16 protein-coding genes are annotated in these 18,532 nt (G+C 37.7%); 10 read left to right on the top strand and 6 right to left on the bottom strand.

The features are described from left to right. Positions 1–185 precede the first annotated feature (185 nt). Positions 186–434: a hypothetical protein gene (locus MKX47_RS15435; protein ID WP_340775883.1), complete on the bottom strand. Its 249-nt coding sequence runs from the start codon at positions 432–434 to the stop codon at positions 186–188. Between the two features lie 85 nt (positions 435–519). Here MKX47_RS15435 and MKX47_RS15430 point away from each other — a divergent pair, with 85 nt between their 5' ends. Beyond that, on the top strand, positions 520–693 hold the full coding sequence (locus tag MKX47_RS15430) for a hypothetical protein (protein ID WP_340775880.1): 174 nt from the start codon (positions 520–522) through the stop codon (positions 691–693). Continuing rightward, entirely contained in the window at positions 680–1,270 is a 591-nt protein-coding gene (locus MKX47_RS15425; protein ID WP_340775878.1) for a Fic/DOC family protein, read from the top strand. Before MKX47_RS15430 ends, MKX47_RS15425 begins: the two co-directional genes overlap by 14 nt. Positions 1,271–1,291: 21 nt before the next feature. On the opposite strand, the gene MKX47_RS15420 is transcribed toward MKX47_RS15425, so the two are convergent. Further along, entirely contained in the window at positions 1,292–2,239 is a 948-nt protein-coding gene (locus MKX47_RS15420; RefSeq protein WP_340775875.1) for a VOC family protein, read from the bottom strand. A 42-nt stretch (positions 2,240–2,281) separates the two neighbouring features. Between MKX47_RS15420 and MKX47_RS15415 the strand changes: the two genes are divergently transcribed. The 3 genes from MKX47_RS15415 (at position 2,282) to MKX47_RS15405 (ending at position 5,061) form a co-directional block, all read left to right on the top strand. Then, positions 2,282–2,857, top strand: a complete 576-nt coding sequence (locus tag MKX47_RS15415) for an alpha/beta hydrolase (RefSeq protein WP_340775872.1) — start codon at positions 2,282–2,284, stop codon at positions 2,855–2,857. 135 nt (positions 2,858–2,992) lie between these two features. Next, positions 2,993–4,420: a DUF7309 domain-containing protein gene (locus tag MKX47_RS15410; protein WP_340775869.1), complete on the top strand. Its 1,428-nt coding sequence runs from the start codon at positions 2,993–2,995 to the stop codon at positions 4,418–4,420. A gap of 170 nt (positions 4,421–4,590) precedes the next feature. Then, positions 4,591–5,061 (top strand): Fe-S oxidoreductase, encoded by a 471-nt coding sequence (locus MKX47_RS15405; protein WP_340775866.1) that lies wholly within the window; start codon positions 4,591–4,593, stop codon positions 5,059–5,061. A 58-nt stretch (positions 5,062–5,119) separates the two neighbouring features. Here the strand turns inward: MKX47_RS15405 and MKX47_RS15400 are convergent, their stop codons facing one another. Next, positions 5,120–6,022 carry an ADP-ribosylglycohydrolase family protein gene (locus tag MKX47_RS15400; RefSeq protein WP_340775864.1) on the bottom strand — a complete coding sequence of 301 codons (903 nt, stop codon included), beginning with the start codon at positions 6,020–6,022 and terminating at the stop codon, positions 5,120–5,122. A 133-nt stretch (positions 6,023–6,155) separates the two neighbouring features. On the opposite strand from MKX47_RS15400, the gene MKX47_RS15395 reads away from it, so the two are divergent. Beyond that, the gene (locus MKX47_RS15395; protein ID WP_340775861.1) at positions 6,156–6,311 is read left to right on the top strand and encodes a hypothetical protein; all 156 of its coding nucleotides are present in this window, start codon (positions 6,156–6,158) and stop codon (positions 6,309–6,311) included. A gap of 41 nt (positions 6,312–6,352) precedes the next feature. Here the strand turns inward: MKX47_RS15395 and MKX47_RS15390 are convergent, their stop codons facing one another. Next, positions 6,353–6,559, bottom strand: a complete 207-nt coding sequence (locus MKX47_RS15390; RefSeq protein ID WP_340775859.1) for a hypothetical protein — start codon at positions 6,557–6,559, stop codon at positions 6,353–6,355. A 95-nt stretch (positions 6,560–6,654) separates the two neighbouring features. Then, on the bottom strand, positions 6,655–11,751 hold the full coding sequence (locus MKX47_RS15385) for an AAA family ATPase (protein ID WP_340775857.1): 5,097 nt from the start codon (positions 11,749–11,751) through the stop codon (positions 6,655–6,657). Positions 11,752–12,029: 278 nt separating this feature from the next. On the opposite strand from MKX47_RS15385, the gene MKX47_RS15380 reads away from it, so the two are divergent. The 3 genes from MKX47_RS15380 (at position 12,030) to MKX47_RS15370 (ending at position 16,073) form a co-directional block, all read left to right on the top strand. Continuing rightward, positions 12,030–12,953, top strand: coding sequence for a bile acid:sodium symporter family protein (locus MKX47_RS15380; RefSeq protein WP_340775855.1), 924 nt, complete (start codon positions 12,030–12,032; stop codon positions 12,951–12,953). A 331-nt stretch (positions 12,954–13,284) separates the two neighbouring features. Next, positions 13,285–14,496, top strand: a complete 1,212-nt coding sequence (gene sstT / locus MKX47_RS15375) for a serine/threonine transporter SstT (RefSeq protein WP_340775851.1) — start codon at positions 13,285–13,287, stop codon at positions 14,494–14,496. Between the two features lie 200 nt (positions 14,497–14,696). Further along, complete coding sequence (locus MKX47_RS15370) at positions 14,697–16,073, top strand: right-handed parallel beta-helix repeat-containing protein (protein ID WP_340775850.1); 1,377 nt, start codon at positions 14,697–14,699, stop codon at positions 16,071–16,073. A 49-nt stretch (positions 16,074–16,122) separates the two neighbouring features. On the opposite strand, the gene MKX47_RS15365 is transcribed toward MKX47_RS15370, so the two are convergent. Further along, a complete protein-coding gene (locus tag MKX47_RS15365) occupies positions 16,123–17,043 on the bottom strand; it encodes a DUF4003 family protein (RefSeq protein ID WP_340775846.1) in 921 nt (306 codons plus the stop codon). Positions 17,044–17,216: 173 nt separating this feature from the next. On the opposite strand from MKX47_RS15365, the gene MKX47_RS15360 reads away from it, so the two are divergent. Continuing rightward, positions 17,217–18,431, top strand: a complete 1,215-nt coding sequence (locus MKX47_RS15360) for a carboxylate--amine ligase (protein ID WP_340775844.1) — start codon at positions 17,217–17,219, stop codon at positions 18,429–18,431. The last annotated feature ends 101 nt before the right edge of the window (positions 18,432–18,532 follow it).

Below are 18,532 nucleotides of genomic sequence, written 5' to 3'. Positions count from 1 at the left end.
TTAAAATAAAATTCCCAATGTTTTTCGGGAAGAATTGCTATTATTAAGTTGAATTCATTTATCTTGAATTCGAAATAAATATACCATGTATAAAAATGGCTGTCAATATATTCAATAAAACTTTTTGGATTTTTTTCGCTGTAATACTTGAACGTATCATGACGATAAAAGAGCCTATCTGGAAATCAATGTTCCAAATAGACCCTTAATTGATGGAGTGCCTGTAGTGCCTCGGTAGCATCCTGAAATGGCGTATTGATCGTCAACAAGCGCTCAATATAATGCTGAAGTGCGGGAGGAAGCTGTAGTTCCTGCTGCCAAGTGGTACTTTTTTTAGCAAGTGGCTCATAGAGTGAATACAATAAAAACAACATAAAATGACCAACTGCATATAAATCACTGAGTGGATGTGGTAGCCCTTGTGACAATTCCATATCCTGTAAGGGCTCTATCAAAATTTACTTCACAATATAAAAGCTTTATAATTAAAGGATAAAGCAAGTTTGTGGAGGGGTTCTTTTGTCTAAAATTCATTTGGAATGCGACGCCTATAAGCGCGTAGAAAAAAACTTAACGCTTGAAAACTTTCAAATTAATAAAGAAGTCGCATTGCAAGCAATTGAAATTGTCAACGAAGGAAAATCACTGACAGCAGAAATGATTAAAGAAGTGGTGAATAGTGAAAAGGTATAATTTTGGTGAAGATGAGTCCTATTTATTCGAGCAAAATTTATTAGGCATTGATAATTTTGATGATTTAGAACTTGCCGAGCAATTTGCATTTACCGTGCGTAGCTTAGAAATGGAGTGCGGTAAATTTACGATGAATAGCTTTAACCTAGCGTCACTGATGGCGCTGCACCATTATTTATTTCAGGATATTTATCGATTTGCAGGTAAAATTCGCGAAGTCCAGCTTATCAAAGGGGAAACGCGCTTTTGCCAGATGCAATATATTCTACCTATGTGTGAAAAGCTTTTTACCGAGCTAGCGCAAGAAGCGGATTGGCCTAATGTTGAAATAGCAGCACAACGTCTTGCATATTATAAATCAGAGCTGAATATGATCCATCCGTTTCGTGAAGGAAATGGTCGTGTAATCCGCTTATTCATTCATGCGTATGCGAAAAGTAAAGGCTATTTTTGGGATTTCGCAAAGCTAGAGCGTGATGGTTATTTGCAGGCGATGATTGATGCGGTGCTTGATCCGAATAAGCTACAAAACATCTTTATGCAGACATTACAAAAAGGAGATTGCCCACAACAATAGGGAATCTCCTTTTTAAGTTTGTTAACGTAATTTACTTTCAATAAAGCTACGGCGCTGTTCTAAAAATGGTGGTAAGTATAGCTCGATATCATCTAAATGATCCGTTGTCATGACAGCCTTTTTGAAATTTGTTTGCTCTGTTGCGACTTCGATTAATAAATTATTTGGCTCGCGGTAATAGAGCGATTGGAAGAATTCACGGTTTTTAATACCAGAATAGCGGAAATTTTTTTCTAAAATAGCTTCTTCAATTTCCAGTAAAGTATTGTGATCTTTTGCATTGAGTGCAATATGCTGAATCGCACCGACACCCATTTGCTCTAAGTTTCGTGTACGATCCTCATACAAATGCAGCTGTTGATTAAATAATGCATGTTCTGTGCCTAAAACAGTAACATGATAGCCGTTATCTTCAAATGTTGTCAGTTGCTTTAAGCCAAATAGTTGTTCAAATGATGTGGCTGTTGCCTTCGTATAACGCACGCGGCAGTGTACGGAATGAATACCAAAAATGGCATGCTCTACTGGTATATCCGCTGTTTCATAGGGAGAGTATGGCTCATCTTCATGCATCGTAACAGGGGTCAATCCGAGCAGCACCCCGTCGTGATCTTCAAAGCGTAAAATCTTGCTCCCATTATAATTCTCAATTTCGCAGTTGAACACGCCATGCAAATTCAGCCGTGCTTCCCAAAATGTTAACGAAGCTTCACTAGGTACCGCGAAAACTGTACGCTCTAATGCGTTTGTGCCGTAAGTTTTTTGCGCACCATTCTTCATTTCAAATACACTAAATTCGGTACCAGGGCGTCCTGTTGTATCACCGAAAAATAAATGATACATTTCCATATCGTCTTGATTGACAGTTTTTAATAGAAAATCTAGGCCAAGTAATTTATGATAAAACTCGAATGATTGTTTACTGTCGCGGTTAATGACAGAAACATGGTGAATAATTGGACTTGTCAATTGTCGCACATCCTTAAAAATAGTATAGGGAGAGATGTAATTGTGGATTATTTTAGCATAGATGGCCCATTAAATGAATGGATTGTACTTTTTCATGGAACGGGGGGCAATGAGTTTAGCTTATTACAAATCGCAGGAGATATTGAACCAAATGCCAATATTTTATCAATGATTGGCACTGTCGGTTCAGGGGAAAGTAGACGCTTTTTTGCGCCATTACAAAAAGGCATGCTCGAACGCACGGATTTCAATGAGCGCGTTGAGGAATTTCTTAAGACGTGGCAGCAAATGAAACCTACAAATGCAGAGAAGATTACGTTTCTAGGCTATTCGAATGGGGCGAACTTTATTTTAGGGATTTTAGAAAAGGCACCAAAAATAGCGGATTGTCTTGTGCTAATGCATCCGTCAAATTTAGGCTATACGTTTGAAGAGGGAAGCGATGTATCAATTTATATCACTGCTGGTTCACTGGATACACTGGCGATTCCTGGTGATACGATGAAATTGAGTAAGCAGCTTGAGCAGCAATTCCCAAATACAATGTTGAAACTTGTTGATGGTGGGCATGAAGTGAGAGATGGAGAAATTGATTACTTACGAAAAGTATTAAAATAATAAATCATGCGAACGCTCGAAATGGGGTGTTCGCTTTTTTGTGCATTAAATTTCAAAACGGCTCTTATTTTCTTTTCATTCTATAAAAAATCGGGAATAGAATGGAAATAATCGATAGTAGGAAGGTTGAGCGCGATGTTGATCTTGCACATAAAATGCATTAAAAATCCAACCATTTATCGTAAAATTCAAATGCCTAAAACATTGTATTTTAGCGATTTAGAAGAAGTAATTCATAAAGCTTTTGATTTAGATCGATTGGACATAGGCTTTAGTAATTTTGTTGTAATCCGTAAAAATGGTGTACCAGTGGATACAGAAATTATTACCTTTGATCCCGTTCACTTGCAGCAAAGAAAGATGAAAACGACGACAATCACGGAGTATTTTGTGACAGTGGAGGATGAAGTTCAATTATTAATGGACAATCATATTAAATTTCACATTACGCTGGAACAATTAAAAAATGAATGCAAGCAAAAAATCGAATGCTTAGAAGGCAAGGGAGATATCGTGACAAATGATTTGGGTCCTTTAGATTTAGCACATATTAATGCGCACTATGCTAGCCTGAACACTAAATACTTTGGTGCGGTTGACTATACAGAATTATTTCATGTTGCAAGTAGGCTCAACCAAATGAAGCCGTGGCAGCATTTCGATCAGAGGGAAATCATAGTACTCGATTTTTTAGACTTGGAAGGAATGGTATTTATCCAAATACTGGGGGAAGCTAAAAAGGACTATGGCTTGATGATTTACAACGGTGGGCAAGGCTTGCAAACATTAAGACAAATACTAAATGGAACGATTCAATCAGCAGAATTTACATTGAATATGCAGGCGATAGCGCTTCAATTTATCGACCGAGCCATGTTAAATGAGGAGGATGTTGAAGTCATTGAAAATCATGGGCTTCAATTTCAAGGGAAAAATAATTGGATTCGCTTTCGACGATACATGCCAGGAGCTGTACCCACTTGGCCAAAACATGATGATGCTGCATTGCTACTAAAAACTGTGAGGGCCATGATTCAAATAACAGAGTTCTATAATGAACAATGGCGATTCCCACAGCAACAGCAGCCACTTGTATTTCCATTAATTGCTGTACAGCAGGATGGTCAGTTTGCGGATATTTCGTCAATAGAAGTGGATTCTAGTCCAATCATTGAGCTATATGTGGCGATCAATGATATTGAAAAGAAGTATTTTCAACGTAAACCAAAGCTCCCAGTTATATTGGAGTTTGATGTCAGCTATAGCCAGTTGTCAGAAAATAATTTTCAAAAAGTAGGGGAGCGACAAATTTATCCGATTGAGCTGTTAGTGATGAATCAGCAAACAGGTGAAATAATTGCGCAGGACATGTTGCCTTTTCCAAAAACAGCAAGTGTGTGTCAAAAACTACTTTGGAAATTTTTAAATGAGCTGCCGAACAGACCAATAAAAATGTATGTCACGAAAGAAATGAAACATATGCTATTTCCTTTAGGTAATTTATTAGGAGTAGAATTTATCGAAAGTGAGTTACCGACGATTACACAATTTAAACAGTTTTAACAATGCTTGAAAATTGCCGCTTCAATAATTAATGGTCAAGCTAGAAAATACATGACGGTGTGGATAACCAAATCAAACAAAATACTTTAAAACAGTAGAAATTTGATAATTCATCAGAAATTGACTAAAATCACAAAGGATAGAGTTAACAAACAGAAGGGAATACTTATATGAAAAAATATGTATTATTAGTAGCGATGCTTTTATTAGCAGGCTGTGGTGCTAAAGAGGATAAGGGGCCAATGTTTACTGAAAATCAATCTGTCCCATTTGAGATTATTAAATATGAAGAAAAAATTTCACCGATTTATGAATCGCTTGTGCCACATATTGCTTATGCCAAAAACGAAGCGCAGCTAGAGGCGTTAAAGGGACGATTTAAAGTAGATGGCTTTGAACTAGACATGGAAAAATATATGGCTATTTTTATTGTTACTTATTCAGGTAGCTGTGGAATTGCAGTGGACGGTACTTATGATGTTAATAATTATTTAGCTGTACAACTTTTAGAAAGCAGCGGCGAAAATTGTGATTCAGAAGGGATGCCACATACATTTGTATTACAAGTAGATAAAAAGGATTATGAAAAAGCTCAATTGTATAATGGAGATATTATTAAATCGTCAGCTGATATTGACTAATAATCGCATGAAAGGGTCTGCCCGAGAAGTAATTCTTAGGTAGACCCTCTGTGCTTAGTTAAAATATGACTTTCACAAAGCGGTCTAATAGTGTATCGATTTCTTCACGCTTAGGAATGAGCTCCATCCAATCCTCTGGAATATTGAGCTTGTCATAATAAATGCCAGCAAGTCCCCCAGCAATCGCAGCAACCGTATCGGTATCGCTTCCTAGATGAACCGCATTGAAAATCGTATCATAATAGCTAGTACTGTTAAGCATACTCCAATAAACAGCTTCAAGTGTGTGCATAACATAGCCATTACTATTAATCTCATCACGTGTGAGTTGATGGATGGAATAGATTCGCTCAAAATGTGGTTTTTCATTTGGATAGTCCTTAAAGAAAGGAAATAATTGTTGATTTGCCTGTTTAAGGCTTTCTGTCATCGACAAACCATCTAATAAATGATGTACGACATATGTATAATGCATGCAGCAAAGCGTCGAACGGATATGGCCATGTGTAAGTGTTGCATAATCAGTTACATAGCGTTCCTCGATACTACGCTTATAGCTATAAAGCGCAATGGGTAAAATTCGCATTAAGGCGCCATTTCCATTGCTGTTTTCATCGTTTTTTGCCTGCTCGAATGGCCCGTTTTTCTCCCAGCGATTAAGCACTTCTGAGATGGTTAAACCGACATCAAATGAAGGCTCATCATTATAAGTCCAATAGCCACGATAAGCCCAATCACAAAAGGCCTTCTTTAAGTCTGCGAGGGAAGTATCTGCTATTAAATGTTCGATTGTAATTAGTGTCATGGCACTATCATCTGACCACGTGCCTGCAGGGACATCCCAGCAACCGTAGCCGATCATATCGTGTACGTTAAATGTATCCCGCTCCATAAATTCCATCGGCACCCCATAGGCATCGCCAATAATAAAACCCCAAAGTGCCTGTTTTCGTTTATTCATTGTATTCACCTCCATGGACAGTGGCATGTCTACTATTAGTGTACCAAAAGCTGTTTTTACATTCGATCATTTTTGTCTATAATTCGCGTAAAGTTTTTCAAGGAATTATAATGAAAGGAGGAGAGTGGTAAGGATGCAATGTGGTGCGAAATGTTTTTTAGTAGAAATTGAGCTAGCTGGTGAAAAGAAACTTGTTCCAGTGAAAGCAAAGAGCTCTATACTAGCGCGGAAAACCGTACGCCTGCAATATGAGGAAGCGGTAAAAATTATTTCGGTAAAGCATCAATAAAATAAGGGATAGCTAAAATTAATGTTTAGCTACCCCTATTTTTATTGTGTTTTTCGTGCTTTGTCTTCTTTTATTTGACGCACTAAATGAACGATTAGCATAATGATTCCTACAGTGCAAAGGATCAGGCTAATGATGAATAAAATCATCCAGGCCGTTAAACCCCAATCACTTGTGAAAAAAATCGAAGCAACTAATAAAATAATGCCGACAAATAATGTTAAGTAACCACTTTTAGAAAGTGACACAACAAACGCCTCCTTAAATGCCCTATCATAAAAATAACATAGAATATGTAGGATTTCCTATTCAAAGGCATAGGAGATTGACAGCAATTCAAAAATTAATGGTGAATAGGTAGTGTAAAATAAAAGCGCGAGCCTGTATCATTACTATCTGCGAAGATTTTTCCTTGAAGCTGTGTAATAATTTCCTTGCAAATAGCAAGACCGATGCCGTGCGAATTAAGCACACTTGAATTAGAGGCGCGGAAATAACTATCGAAAATAAATGGCAGTTCATGTTCAGGAATGCCGATGCCACTATCCTCTATAATACATACGAGCTCCTCACCTTCTATCGACATCTTCAGCGAGACACGGCCTTTTTCTGTATACTTAATAGCATTTGAAACGAGATTTGAAATCACTTGTTCTACGCGCAGTAAATCGACATTTACATAGTGATTCGGTTCTAAATTGGCTGAAGCAGAGTAAGCCAATTGCGCTTCTAATACATTCGATTCAAAGCGATAGGCAAATTGCTCGAAAAATTCCTGAACTGAAAGCGACGTAAATGTAAATTCCATGCGTCCGGCTTCTAATTTTGCTAGCTCAAATAAATCTTGAATTAAGCGATTAAGAGAGATTAAACGCTCATGGCTGCGTCGTAAATAATGCATTTGCTGTTCCTTTTCATTGACAACGCCGTCCAAAATGGATTCAATATACCCCAATGTCGATGTTAAAGGGGAACGCAATTCATGCGAAATACTTTGTAATAATTTTTTGCGCTCCTGCTCATTAATTGCTAGGCGTTCATTGACTTCCTTTAATGAAACATTCATTTGATCGAGTGTTGTTGTTCGTTCCTGTACACGATTTTCAAGCTCATTGTATATCTCTAGGTTTTCCAAGGACACGGCCATCTGTGTCGCGATAAGGCGTAATAATTCTAACTGCACATGGCTAAAGGCATTGACTAATAATTGATTTTCTAAAAATAAAAATGCTTGAATTTTCCCTTTGTATTTGATTGGCATACAGAGCACAGATTTCGTTGAACGCTTCATATGAGCATACGCTGGGTCTTTATCTAAATTTCCAATCACAAACGCTTCACCAAGCTGCAGTACATAATCGAATATAATTTTCATTGAAGGATCGGCAAGCTGAGCGGGCAATGATAAAGGTGTAGGCTGTTGATTGCTTGTTACGTTTGCTAATATAAAATATTGCTGATTCACATAGCGAACAAAGTACCCAGAAGTGGCATTCGCCTGTTTTAGCATCGTTTGTAGCATTTGCTGTAATAATTGATCTGTATTAAAATCCTCATTTGCTAACAAATGGGTTGCATCGAACAGGTTAATCATATCGTAGGAAAGAATCGGCAACGACTTGACTACACGAGTTGTAATATAATCGGAATAGCTTTGCTCCCAATTATTAGCTATCGTTTCTGCTCCCCATTCGCGAAGCTTTTCAATCCCTTGCGTAATATGATAAGTGGCCTTTGTTACTTCTTGCTGGCTTATATAAAGCAATGCGAGTCGTTCATGAATAACGGCTGCATCATGGCCAAATTGGTAGATTTCTGCTAGCTGTAGCGCTTCATTGTAGGCTTGGGTCGCCTTTTTATACTGCTTTTTATAGGCATAGGTCTCCGCTACTAACGCCATATACAGATGCTCATATTGATGTGGCGCATGCTTTGCCCAATGTTTAAAATGACGCAAGCTCGCCGCAATTTCTTTCCGTAATACGTTTTGCGAAAAATGATGTGATTGGCGATTTTGTAAAAAGTCCATAGAGCAAAGCGTACGGAAAAAATGATAAATCGGTGTTGTTGGTAAAGAGTAAACTTCTTCACTTTGTTTTGCTAACTCTTTTAGCAATAATTTTATTTGTGCTTCATTTTTAAATAAATAGGCCATGCGCAGACGGAGCGTATAATGCATGACTAATACCGCCTCATCATTTTTTAACGTAATATGGGAATCCCAAACTGGCTCCGTACCAGGGGATTTTAAGACGTGAACCCAGTGCTTAAATTCCTCTAAAAAATCAATCGCCAAAACACTTGGGTATTTTTCATACAGAGTTTGCTGGAGGCTCAATTCCTCAGAAATTTCTTGTAAGGAGCGCCCGTCTAATAGCTTTGCACTGCTTACAAAACAGGACATAGCAGTAACTGTGTAGTAAAGACCTAGCTGCTCCATATTTTGTTGGACATTTCTCATATAGTCTATACTCGTTTCAAAATCACTTTCCCAATGATTTAAGAAAATACTATATATAAAATAGACGCGTGATTTAATATAGGTATTTTCTGTTTCCTCTGCCATCGAAATAGCTAGTTTGCCGTAACGTAATGCTTCTTGTACATCATTTGAGCCTGTAATGAGCAATAACGAATAGTTAATAAAGACAATGGCACTTTCTGTTGGGGCACCATATTGTAATTGCAATCGCATTAACCGTAGTAGAATGATCCCCGTTAAGTTTTGGCTAATACGGAACGAGTTACTTACGATGTTAATCATAATTTGGATGACCACATCGATTTCTTCGTTTTCAATTGGCTTCAAGTTCAAGAGCTGTTCGTTTGTTTTATTGCGAAGTGCCATTTTAACAAGAATGAACTCTTTGGCAACCTCCCATGTTTTCGGTTCGAGCTTAATGTTGAGATTACATAGCTCCATTGCTTGTAATCCCGCATTTAATACGAGCTCTGAATTTTCCTCTTCAATAAAAATAAGAGACATTAAGCGATAAATTTTTAATTTCTCAAGCTTTGTTTGTGCATGTGCTAGCGCCTCAGAAATATATTGCTTGGATAGCTCATAATTGCCAACTAAATATTCACATTCGCCGATAGACATATAGATTTGGATCGTTTCTTCGCGCATAGACTGCCATTTTTTCTCTGGTAAAAAATGTAGGCTTTGCTTGAAGTATTGGCGCGCATTACTATATAGACCTGCATTTATTGCCTTAATGCCTAGCTCATAATTCCAAAGAGCTAATTGCTGATGCTCAGAAGTAGAAAGGAGCTCCATACAATGATTGAGTTGTCGAACGAGCGCCTGCAAATGATTTTCGCGTTCAACATCTTGCCGTAAAAGTTGACTAATAGCAAAATGTGTTCTTAAACGCATTTCATAAGGCAGCGTTTCATAGGCCGCTTGTTGAATACGGTCATGCACAAATTGAAAGTACATCGTGTTTAACTGCTGGCTATTTTCGATAATCGCTTCATGTTTAAAATCTAAGAATGTATCCAGTGCTTGAATAAAGCCATTTGATATTAACTCTTCCAAATTAGATAGTATTTCATAGTAAGGGGCCTGGATGAATTTTAATAAAAGCTCAAAGCTAAATTGATGGCCGAAGCAAGATGCGATCTGTAGCAAAGATAAGGCCGCTTCTGACAGCATATTCATGCGACTTTCTAAAAAGCTGAAAAGGTCCGTGTTGCCGATATTTTGGTGAAGCTTTTCTACATCATACTCCCAGCAACCGTTTTTTAAATGATAGTAGACGGTCTTGTCTTTAATAAAAATTCTTAAAACTTCATGGACAAAAAAAGGATTCCCTTGCGTCATTTGAAAAATTCGCTGTGCTACGATGTGGGCCGTTTCACATTGGGATTTTAAACTATCACTCACGATTGAAAAAATATGATTTTGAGAAAGTAATCGAACGTGAATCACGCTAAAAGCAGCTAACTCTTTTTGCCAAAGTAGCAGTTCATTGTTGGCCTGCCCGACTTCCTCGCGACTGGCGATGATTAATAGTAAATGACCATCTTCATATTGGTTGTAGATTTGCTCTAAAATTTGAATGACTTCAGTTTCGGCCCATTGGATATCATCAATAAAGATGACAAGTGTCTTTTTTAAACGTGCAAATATTTGCAGGATTTTTGCGATGGAAGCAAAAATAAATGCGTTTAATTGAAGCGTATATTGCTTGCTTTCTTGTACGATGCGACAATCTTCGTTGATAAACCATTCGAGCTCAGGGATGAGTTGAATTAAACTGTCGGTTAGTGTTAATTCCATTTCCCGCATGTTTATTTGAAAGCTTCCAATCGACTGCTCCCCCTCCAAATAAATTTGCTGCAATAGCTTTCGAAGAGGCTCGACAATAGGTGAAAAGGAGTGTTGCTCTTGTAATTGTTCGAATTTACTTTCTAAAAAATAGCCTTGATCTTGAATAATTTGCTTCATTAATGATTTGGCGAGTGTGGATTTTCCAATTCCAGAAATCCCTTTAATAAAAACGATTTCTTTTTGCCCCGCTTTTGCTTTGTTATAGGCCTGCTGTAAAACAATTTGCTCGCTTTCTCGTCCGTATAGCTTGGATGAAAACATTGGCTGTAGCGGTGTATCTTGTTCGCCAAGAGCAAAATGTGCATGGAATTGATGCTGTATGAGTAAATCCATCGCCTTATGTAAATCATGACGTAGCCCCATTGCCGATTGATAACGCTCGACTTTATCTTTTCGCAATAGCTTTAATGTGATATCTTGTAATACTTTTAGTTGACAATTCTCTTCAAGTAAATGTTCGTTTGGTGTTTTGGTTAATACAAAATAGAGCGCATCGCTAACATTGTCTGCTTTAAATAGTGGTGTTTTTGTCAGAAGCTCATACAGGATAGTACCGATAATATAAAGGTCAGTACGTTCATCAATTTCTGTCTCCACTCGCCCTGTTTGCTCTGGTGCTAGATAGACGATTTCCTGTAAATTTTGCAGTGAGCTATGCGCATGGATCGGTGTAACCGCGCGTTTGGCTGTCAGTGTTGCAACTAATTTTATTTTATGACGCTTCGGCTGAATGGCAATCAAACGAGGTGAAAAATACTCAATTGTATCACCTTGCTGATGAAAACTAATACAAGCATTCGTCAGCTCCAAAACGATTTGAATAATTTCATGTAAGGATAGCTGTTGCTCTTGCTGATAGTGCTGTAATGATTGACCCAAAAAGTCTTCATAAACAACGACATACTGCTGCTGAAAATGGATTATATCAACAGGCTGAAAGAGCCACGGATTATTTTTGGTCTTTTGTTGAAGCTGTACAAGTAATTCTAGTGCCTGCTGTTCGGTTAAATGATGCTCGATCGGTTGGACGAGCATCATGCGCTCAAAATGCTCCACATATTTTCGAAGCAATAGCGGATGTAATAAATGCGTTTCGGTAATCATTGGCAACAGCTCCTTTATCGAGTAGAGAATAATGCTCTTGTTTTTATAGTTTTATTAATTTCTGAAAATTCTGAGCAACCTATCATTTTGTTGAATTTTAACATAATCCAATTTAATTTCCTATTAGTTATTAGGATAGAAGAGTTAGGTTAAAATTAGGTTAAAAAATCACAGTTTTTTTGAAAAAGGTGTATTCTTAAGCGAGGCTAAGGAAAAATTATAGTCAATATTCTAGACGTTATAAGGAAATGAATTCCGTATGAAATGAGGGACATATTATGGTTCAACAACTAAATCAATTCATTCAACGCTATATGCCGATTTTAACGCCACTTAGTTTGGTACTAGGTGTGCTACTTGAACAAATAGGGAGTCATTTTTTATTTTTAGTACCTATCTTATTTGCCGTTATGACGTTTATTAGTAGTTTGAGCTTGAAATTTCGTGACATTAAAGTATTTAAAATGTATCCGAAATCGATTTTATTTGTCATTGCCTTTTTACATATTTTAATGCCGTTATGGGCGTATGCAGTCGCGCAGCTAGTATTCGAAGATTATTTATTAACGATTGGTTTTATACTATCTGTAGCTGTTCCAACAGGGGTTACAAGCGTTATTTGGGTCACGATTAGTAAAGGAAATTTACCATTATGCTTGGCGATTATTTTGATTGATACATTGCTTGCGCCAATATTAATGCCACTACTTTTACATATTGTTGTTGGTGAGGCTATTCATGTAGAGACAGCGGCCCTAATGATCGATTTAATGATTATGATTGTTTTGCCGTCGCTACTCGGTATGCTGGTTAATGAATGGACGAAAGGGGAGCTGCGCAACCGCTTTAATCAGTCGTTTGCATTCATCTCGAAGCTATGCTTATTTGGCATCATTATGATTAATAGTAGCGCCATCGCACCCTATGTGAAAAATATCAACACGGAGTTAGCACTTGTTATCGGGACTGTATTATTCGTTGCGATGTCAGGCTATTTGTTTGCACTCACACTAGGGAAGCTGTTTTTACAATCAAAGGCAAATCAAGTAACCTTTATTTTTAATGGAGGGATGCGGAATATTGCAGTTGGTGTTGTCATTGCAACCACCTATTTCCCATCAAAGGTAGCGATGCCCGTTGTTTTTGGGATGCTCTTTCAACAAGTGTTAGCCTCTATCTTCTTTAAAGTAACACGAACGTAACAGAAAAATATTTGCAGAATGTACGCATGTGGTGGATGTTTTGGTGATTTGAGATTTATTTTATTCGTATTTTTCTGCTCGTATGGAAATGAAACCTTTCGTATGAGAGGGATTTTAAGAGGTGCGGGGTAGATTAAGAGTTGTCCGTTTGGAAGATACAGTTGTATTAATAGAAAATACAAGTTATTATTGTTAAATAGCAAAATTAAGAAAACAGAAGTGTTATAAACGAGGAGCTTCAAATAGATATGAATTTATTTTCCGATTCATTTGTATCTTTCAACTGTTTCCGATTAGCAGTATGTAACAACTTCGAATTGCGGAGGCGCTTATGAAAAATTTATTCGATAAATGGAATAGCATTAATTTAGTAAACCGCATTATTATTGGTATTGTTATCGGTGTTGCATTGGCACTTACGATACCAGAAAAGGTAAGTGGTATTACGATTTTAGGTGCTTTGTTTGTTTCTGCTTTAAAGGCAGTAGCACCTGTCCTAGTATTTGTGTTAGTCATTAACGCAATTGCTTCACATGCTAAAGGGAAAGCAAACAATATGAAAACGGTGATTCTTTTATATGCCGTGGGAACATTTTTAGCAGGCTTTGTGGCGGTAGTTGTCAGCTATATTTTCCCAACTACTTTAACGTTAAAAACAGCTGCACAAGATGTAGCACCCCCAAGCGGTATTTTAGAAGTATTAGAAACCTTATTATTCAATATTACAACGAACCCCGTAAGTGCACTGTTAAATGCCAATTATCTTGGCATTTTAGCTTGGGCTGTTGTGTTAGGGATTGCTTTAAAATCAGCTAATGATTCGACAAAAACGGTGATTGCCAACTTATCAGAAGCTGTAACAAAGATTGTACAATGGGTTATTAGTTTAGCACCAATTGGTATTTTGGGAATTGTATTTGAAGCGATATCGACAACAGGGATTTCAGCATTAGCAGAATACGGTCGTTTAATTGTCATTTTAGTTGGCACTATGTTTTTTGTCGCATTAGTAGTCAATCCATTGATCGTATTTGTGGCGGCACGTCGCAATCCATATCCATTAGTGTTAGCCTCATTAAAAGAGAGTGGGATTACGGCATTCTTCACGCGAAGCTCGGCAGCAAATATTCCAGTGAATATGGCATTAGCTGAAAAGCTGAAGTTGAATAAAGATACCTATGCTGTATCGATTCCTTTAGGGGCAACGATTAATATGGCGGGTGCAGCCATTACGATTTCAATTTTAACGATGGCAGCAGCACACACATTAGGAATTGAAGTGGATTTCTTTACAGCAGTTATTTTAATGGTATTATCAGCCGTTTCAGCAGCGGGTGCATCAGGAGTTGCAGGTGGCTCGTTACTATTAATCCCGTTAGCATGTAGCTTATTCGGTATTTCGGATGATGTGGCGATGCAGGTCGTTGCGATTGGCTTTATTATCGGTGTCATCCAAGATTCTTGTGAAACGGCATTAAACTCTTCTTCGGATATCGTATTTACTGCAACAGCGGAATACGCAAACGAACGCAAAACTAAATAAGACTAAAAAAATTCACATCGTCAAATTGAGCGGTGTGAATTTTTTTGTTAAACAGACATGTTTAGTGTGAAAACGGGGCAATTGCCGTAGATTTTTGTCGATAGTCATTATTTCTTGGGAAATAAAGTACAAATTGTTGGAAATTAACCGTTATATAGAGTGAGGAAGATTTCCTGTTAGTCAAATTTGGAGGGGACAATATGTCAATTTTAGATAATTTACGTCAAGTAAAGCGCGAGTTATTAGATGAAAAGCACCCACTTGCAAACGAAGCAATTCAATTCCGCAAAACCTATGCGATTGGCTATGCCATGCTTGTCTGTGTAAATGGTTATCCAAGTGAGATGGCAAAGGATGTATTAAAAAAACAAATTGCCGCACTCGATTTACCTGCTGAATTTAAAAAGCTTTCGATTTCAGTGGCGATGGAAGCAGAAACCGATGCCATACATAAAGTATTACAAAATTTAAATGAGGCAAAGCATAAATATTTATTCATGCTCGATTTATATGACTACGCGCAAAAGGATCGAAAAATTACTGAAAAGGAACAGGAACTACTTGTCTTATTTGAAGAGCTTTTGCAGCTAAGCTATGAAGAGGTACAGTTCATTCGTGGCTTCCGTTTAGCGATGCTGAAGAAGGATGTCGAAGTGGCAACAAAGGTTGTACAGGCAGCTTTCGAGCAAAATGTCGAGATTCCATTAAAGGAGCTTCCGTATTTTATACCCGGCTTTGAATATCAGGAACGATTAATGCAGATGACGCTACTATCAGGGCAAAAGAAAAAGCTGGGCTATGCGACCTATTTAAACGGGGAAGTTATTGTTGGCAAAGGTGCTGAACTTGATTTAAATGGGATGAAGGTGACGTTTGGCAATGAGGCAACCATTATTGTAGATGGTGGTTTATTAAAGGCGGATGGGGCACAGTTTATCGCTTCCATGGATGCCAATAAAACCATGCTATCTTTACGCAATGTGGGTCTTACAATATTACAGGACGTGCATTTCTTCGGGGCGAATAATGTGCGTGCGATTGAAATGAATAATGCCAAAGTGGAGCTCGACACATGCTCGTTTGAAAAATGCTTTGATGAGGAGCGTGGAGGGGCTATTTACTTTACGAATAGCGATCATTTCGTATTGCGAAATTGTGTGTTCGAGCATAACTCGACGCTTGGTAAGGGCGGTAGTATGTATATTGCAGGGACCGAAGCAAGCCATATGAGGAAAAGAGACTTCTTTAGTCGCATCACAGGTAAAATCCAAAAGGTTAAATTAGTGATGAACAGCTGTCATTTTAAAGAAAGTCGTGCTGAAATGTCAGGTGCTTTGCATACGTATGATGCAGAAATTTCAATTCATAATTCGACATTTGATAGCTGCTCATCTCGAGCGGGAGGTGCAGCAATTGATACGTTAAACTGTACGATTGAAGCAAATGGCAATACTTTTACGAAATGCAAAGCTGGCATGACTCAGGCGGTCGTCATTTTAGGAAGTACAAAAGGAACGACAGAAAGTGCAATTGGCCAATTTGAACAATGTGAGCCGAAAAATTTGATGATGAAATAACATGAGGCATGCTGGGTTTACTGGCATGCCCTTTATAATTGGGGGAAAATCACAAACATTCCCCTACCTCGTCATTAGCGCAATCATCGCCTATAGTCTCAGAATCAATATGCAGCATGTCACAAAAATTTAACTCATCTTCAGGTAGGTCACCGATGGGCTCATTCGAAGTATAAATTTGCGTTGCTAAAAGCAAAGAGTTACAGTCGTATCTTTTTATGTTTAACTCACGGCATATTTCATCGTGAATTGCATAGAGTGCGGGAAATTGAGCTATGTCAAATTTCGCCAAAGCTAATAGCGCAATGGTGTTGTAATGACAGCGTTCGAGCTTTCCATTGGATTTGCGAATAGTGTGAGCAATAAGCTGTATATGGTCACTTGTTTCATCGCAATATATGCCTGTACCGAATGTTAATAGCAATGCACTCATTTTGGTTGTATCTACTTGCTCATAGCCATATGCAAGAAGTTTCTCGTAATAGCGTTCATACGTTTGGGCAAGCGTTGTAACGTCATTTTCGCGGGCGAGTAGCAAGGCCGTTGTGGAGAGCTTTAGTGTAGCATAGGATAAACTCGGTAGCTGTGCTAATTCACGAATGAGCGCTTGCAATCTTTTTATGTCGGCTTCCTGCTTCATGTACATGGCGGCTAAGTATGTTTGTTCATTGCGTTTAAAGTGCTTCGTTAACTGCTTGTACATATGTAATGTGTGCTGGATTTGATCAGGGGTTTTGGCGAAATGTACATAGTAATTATGATAGATTGTTTGACCTACGCGAGCACTACTATACCATTTTGTATGGGCTTTAACTTGTTGAACAACCTTCTCATAGTCTTCATAATAAAAAGGAATATTACGCACGGTTAATTTAAGCGCGAGTTCTTTTTCAAATGGCGTCGATTCTGAGCCAAAATAAAGGCGGATTTTTTCGACATTCTGAAAAAATAATTGGAGTTGTTCAGTCATCCTTATCACCTCTTAGTTATTTGTACGAATTTACTGAGCGAAAGTTTCACTAAAAACGAGAGGATTACTCAAAATTAAGTTTGCAAATTAAAGCATAAATGGGACGAGTGGTGTATGATAAATAAGTAAAAAAGATAAGTTTACATGAACAAAGTTGAGAGGAACTAAATGTTATGAGCCGACAACCATTTTTACCAATTATCGTAGGTACAGATATAAATGCATACAATATGGCGATTTCATTCCATGAAGAATATAAAATCCAGCCTGTGTTAGTAGGGAAGGGTGTTTTACCATTCACCAATTTAAGTACAATTCCTCGTGCAATTGAATACGATAAAAAGCTAGCTGATCCAGCACAATTCGCTAAAATTTTAATTAGTGTTGCCAAAAAATATGAAGAAGCAGCCGAGAAGTTAATTCTAATCGGAACAAACGATTTATATGTGCGTCTCATCATAGAAAACCGTGCTATATTAAAGGATTACTTCGTATTTAACTACATCGAAGAAGACTTAATGAATGAGATCCAGTTTAAGGAAAACTTTTATAAGCTATGTGAGCAACACGGGATTGACATTCCAACGACTGTTTTTTATAACTGTCAAACAGATGGTGAGTTTACAAAGGAGATGATGTATCCAGTCATCATTAAGCCTAGTAATGGGATTGAATACAGTCGTCATCCATTTGAAGGACAGGCAAAAGTATTTAAAGTCGAAAATCTTACAGAGCTCAACAATGTAGTAACAATGATTAAAAACAGTGGCTATGCCGATACATTAATCATTCAAGACTATATCCCTGGGGAAGATACGGCAATGTGGGATTCCGTTGTTTACGTAAGCTCAAAAGGAGAAACACAGCTTGTATCGTTTGCACAAGTGGTGTTACAGGAGCACACGAAAACCGCTATTGGGAACTATACCGCACTAATTACACGCTATAATGAAGAGCTTATGACCAAGCTGCGCAACTTTTTAGAGGCGTTAAATTACCGTGGCTTCGGCAACTTTGATTTAAAATTCGATGAGCGTGATGGCAAGTTCAAAGTATTTGAAGTCAATATTCGTCAAGGCCGTTCAAGTTATTATGTAACCGCGATGGGACATAATATGGCGCGCTATTTTGTTGATGATTTAATCTATAATAAAGAAAAGCCGTGTACGTATTTAAATGGAGATATGCTATTTTCAGTTGTTCCGAAAATTGTCCTGAAAAACTTCGTAGCCGATCCAGCCGTTCAGGCAGATATCGCGCGCTTATTAAAAGAAAAGAAAATGGTCAATCCGTTATTCTATAAGCAAGACAAGCATTTAAAGCGCAAGTTCTATATGTTCATACGTCAGGTGAATTATTACAAAAAGTATAAAGAGAACGTTTGGTAATGAATATAAAACGCAATTTCCTGTAATACGGAGATTGCGTTTTTCATTTGCTTCTAGTCAGGATAGGCATCCTGCTGCTAAAAAAATGTTATAGTAAAAGA

Origin of the sequence: Solibacillus sp. FSL R7-0668 (assembly GCF_038006205.1) — a bacterium.
Taxonomy (GTDB): domain Bacteria; phylum Bacillota; class Bacilli; order Bacillales_A; family Planococcaceae; genus Solibacillus.
Note: the sequence above shows the minus strand (reverse complement) of the source record. Positions and strands in the feature narration are given on the sequence as shown.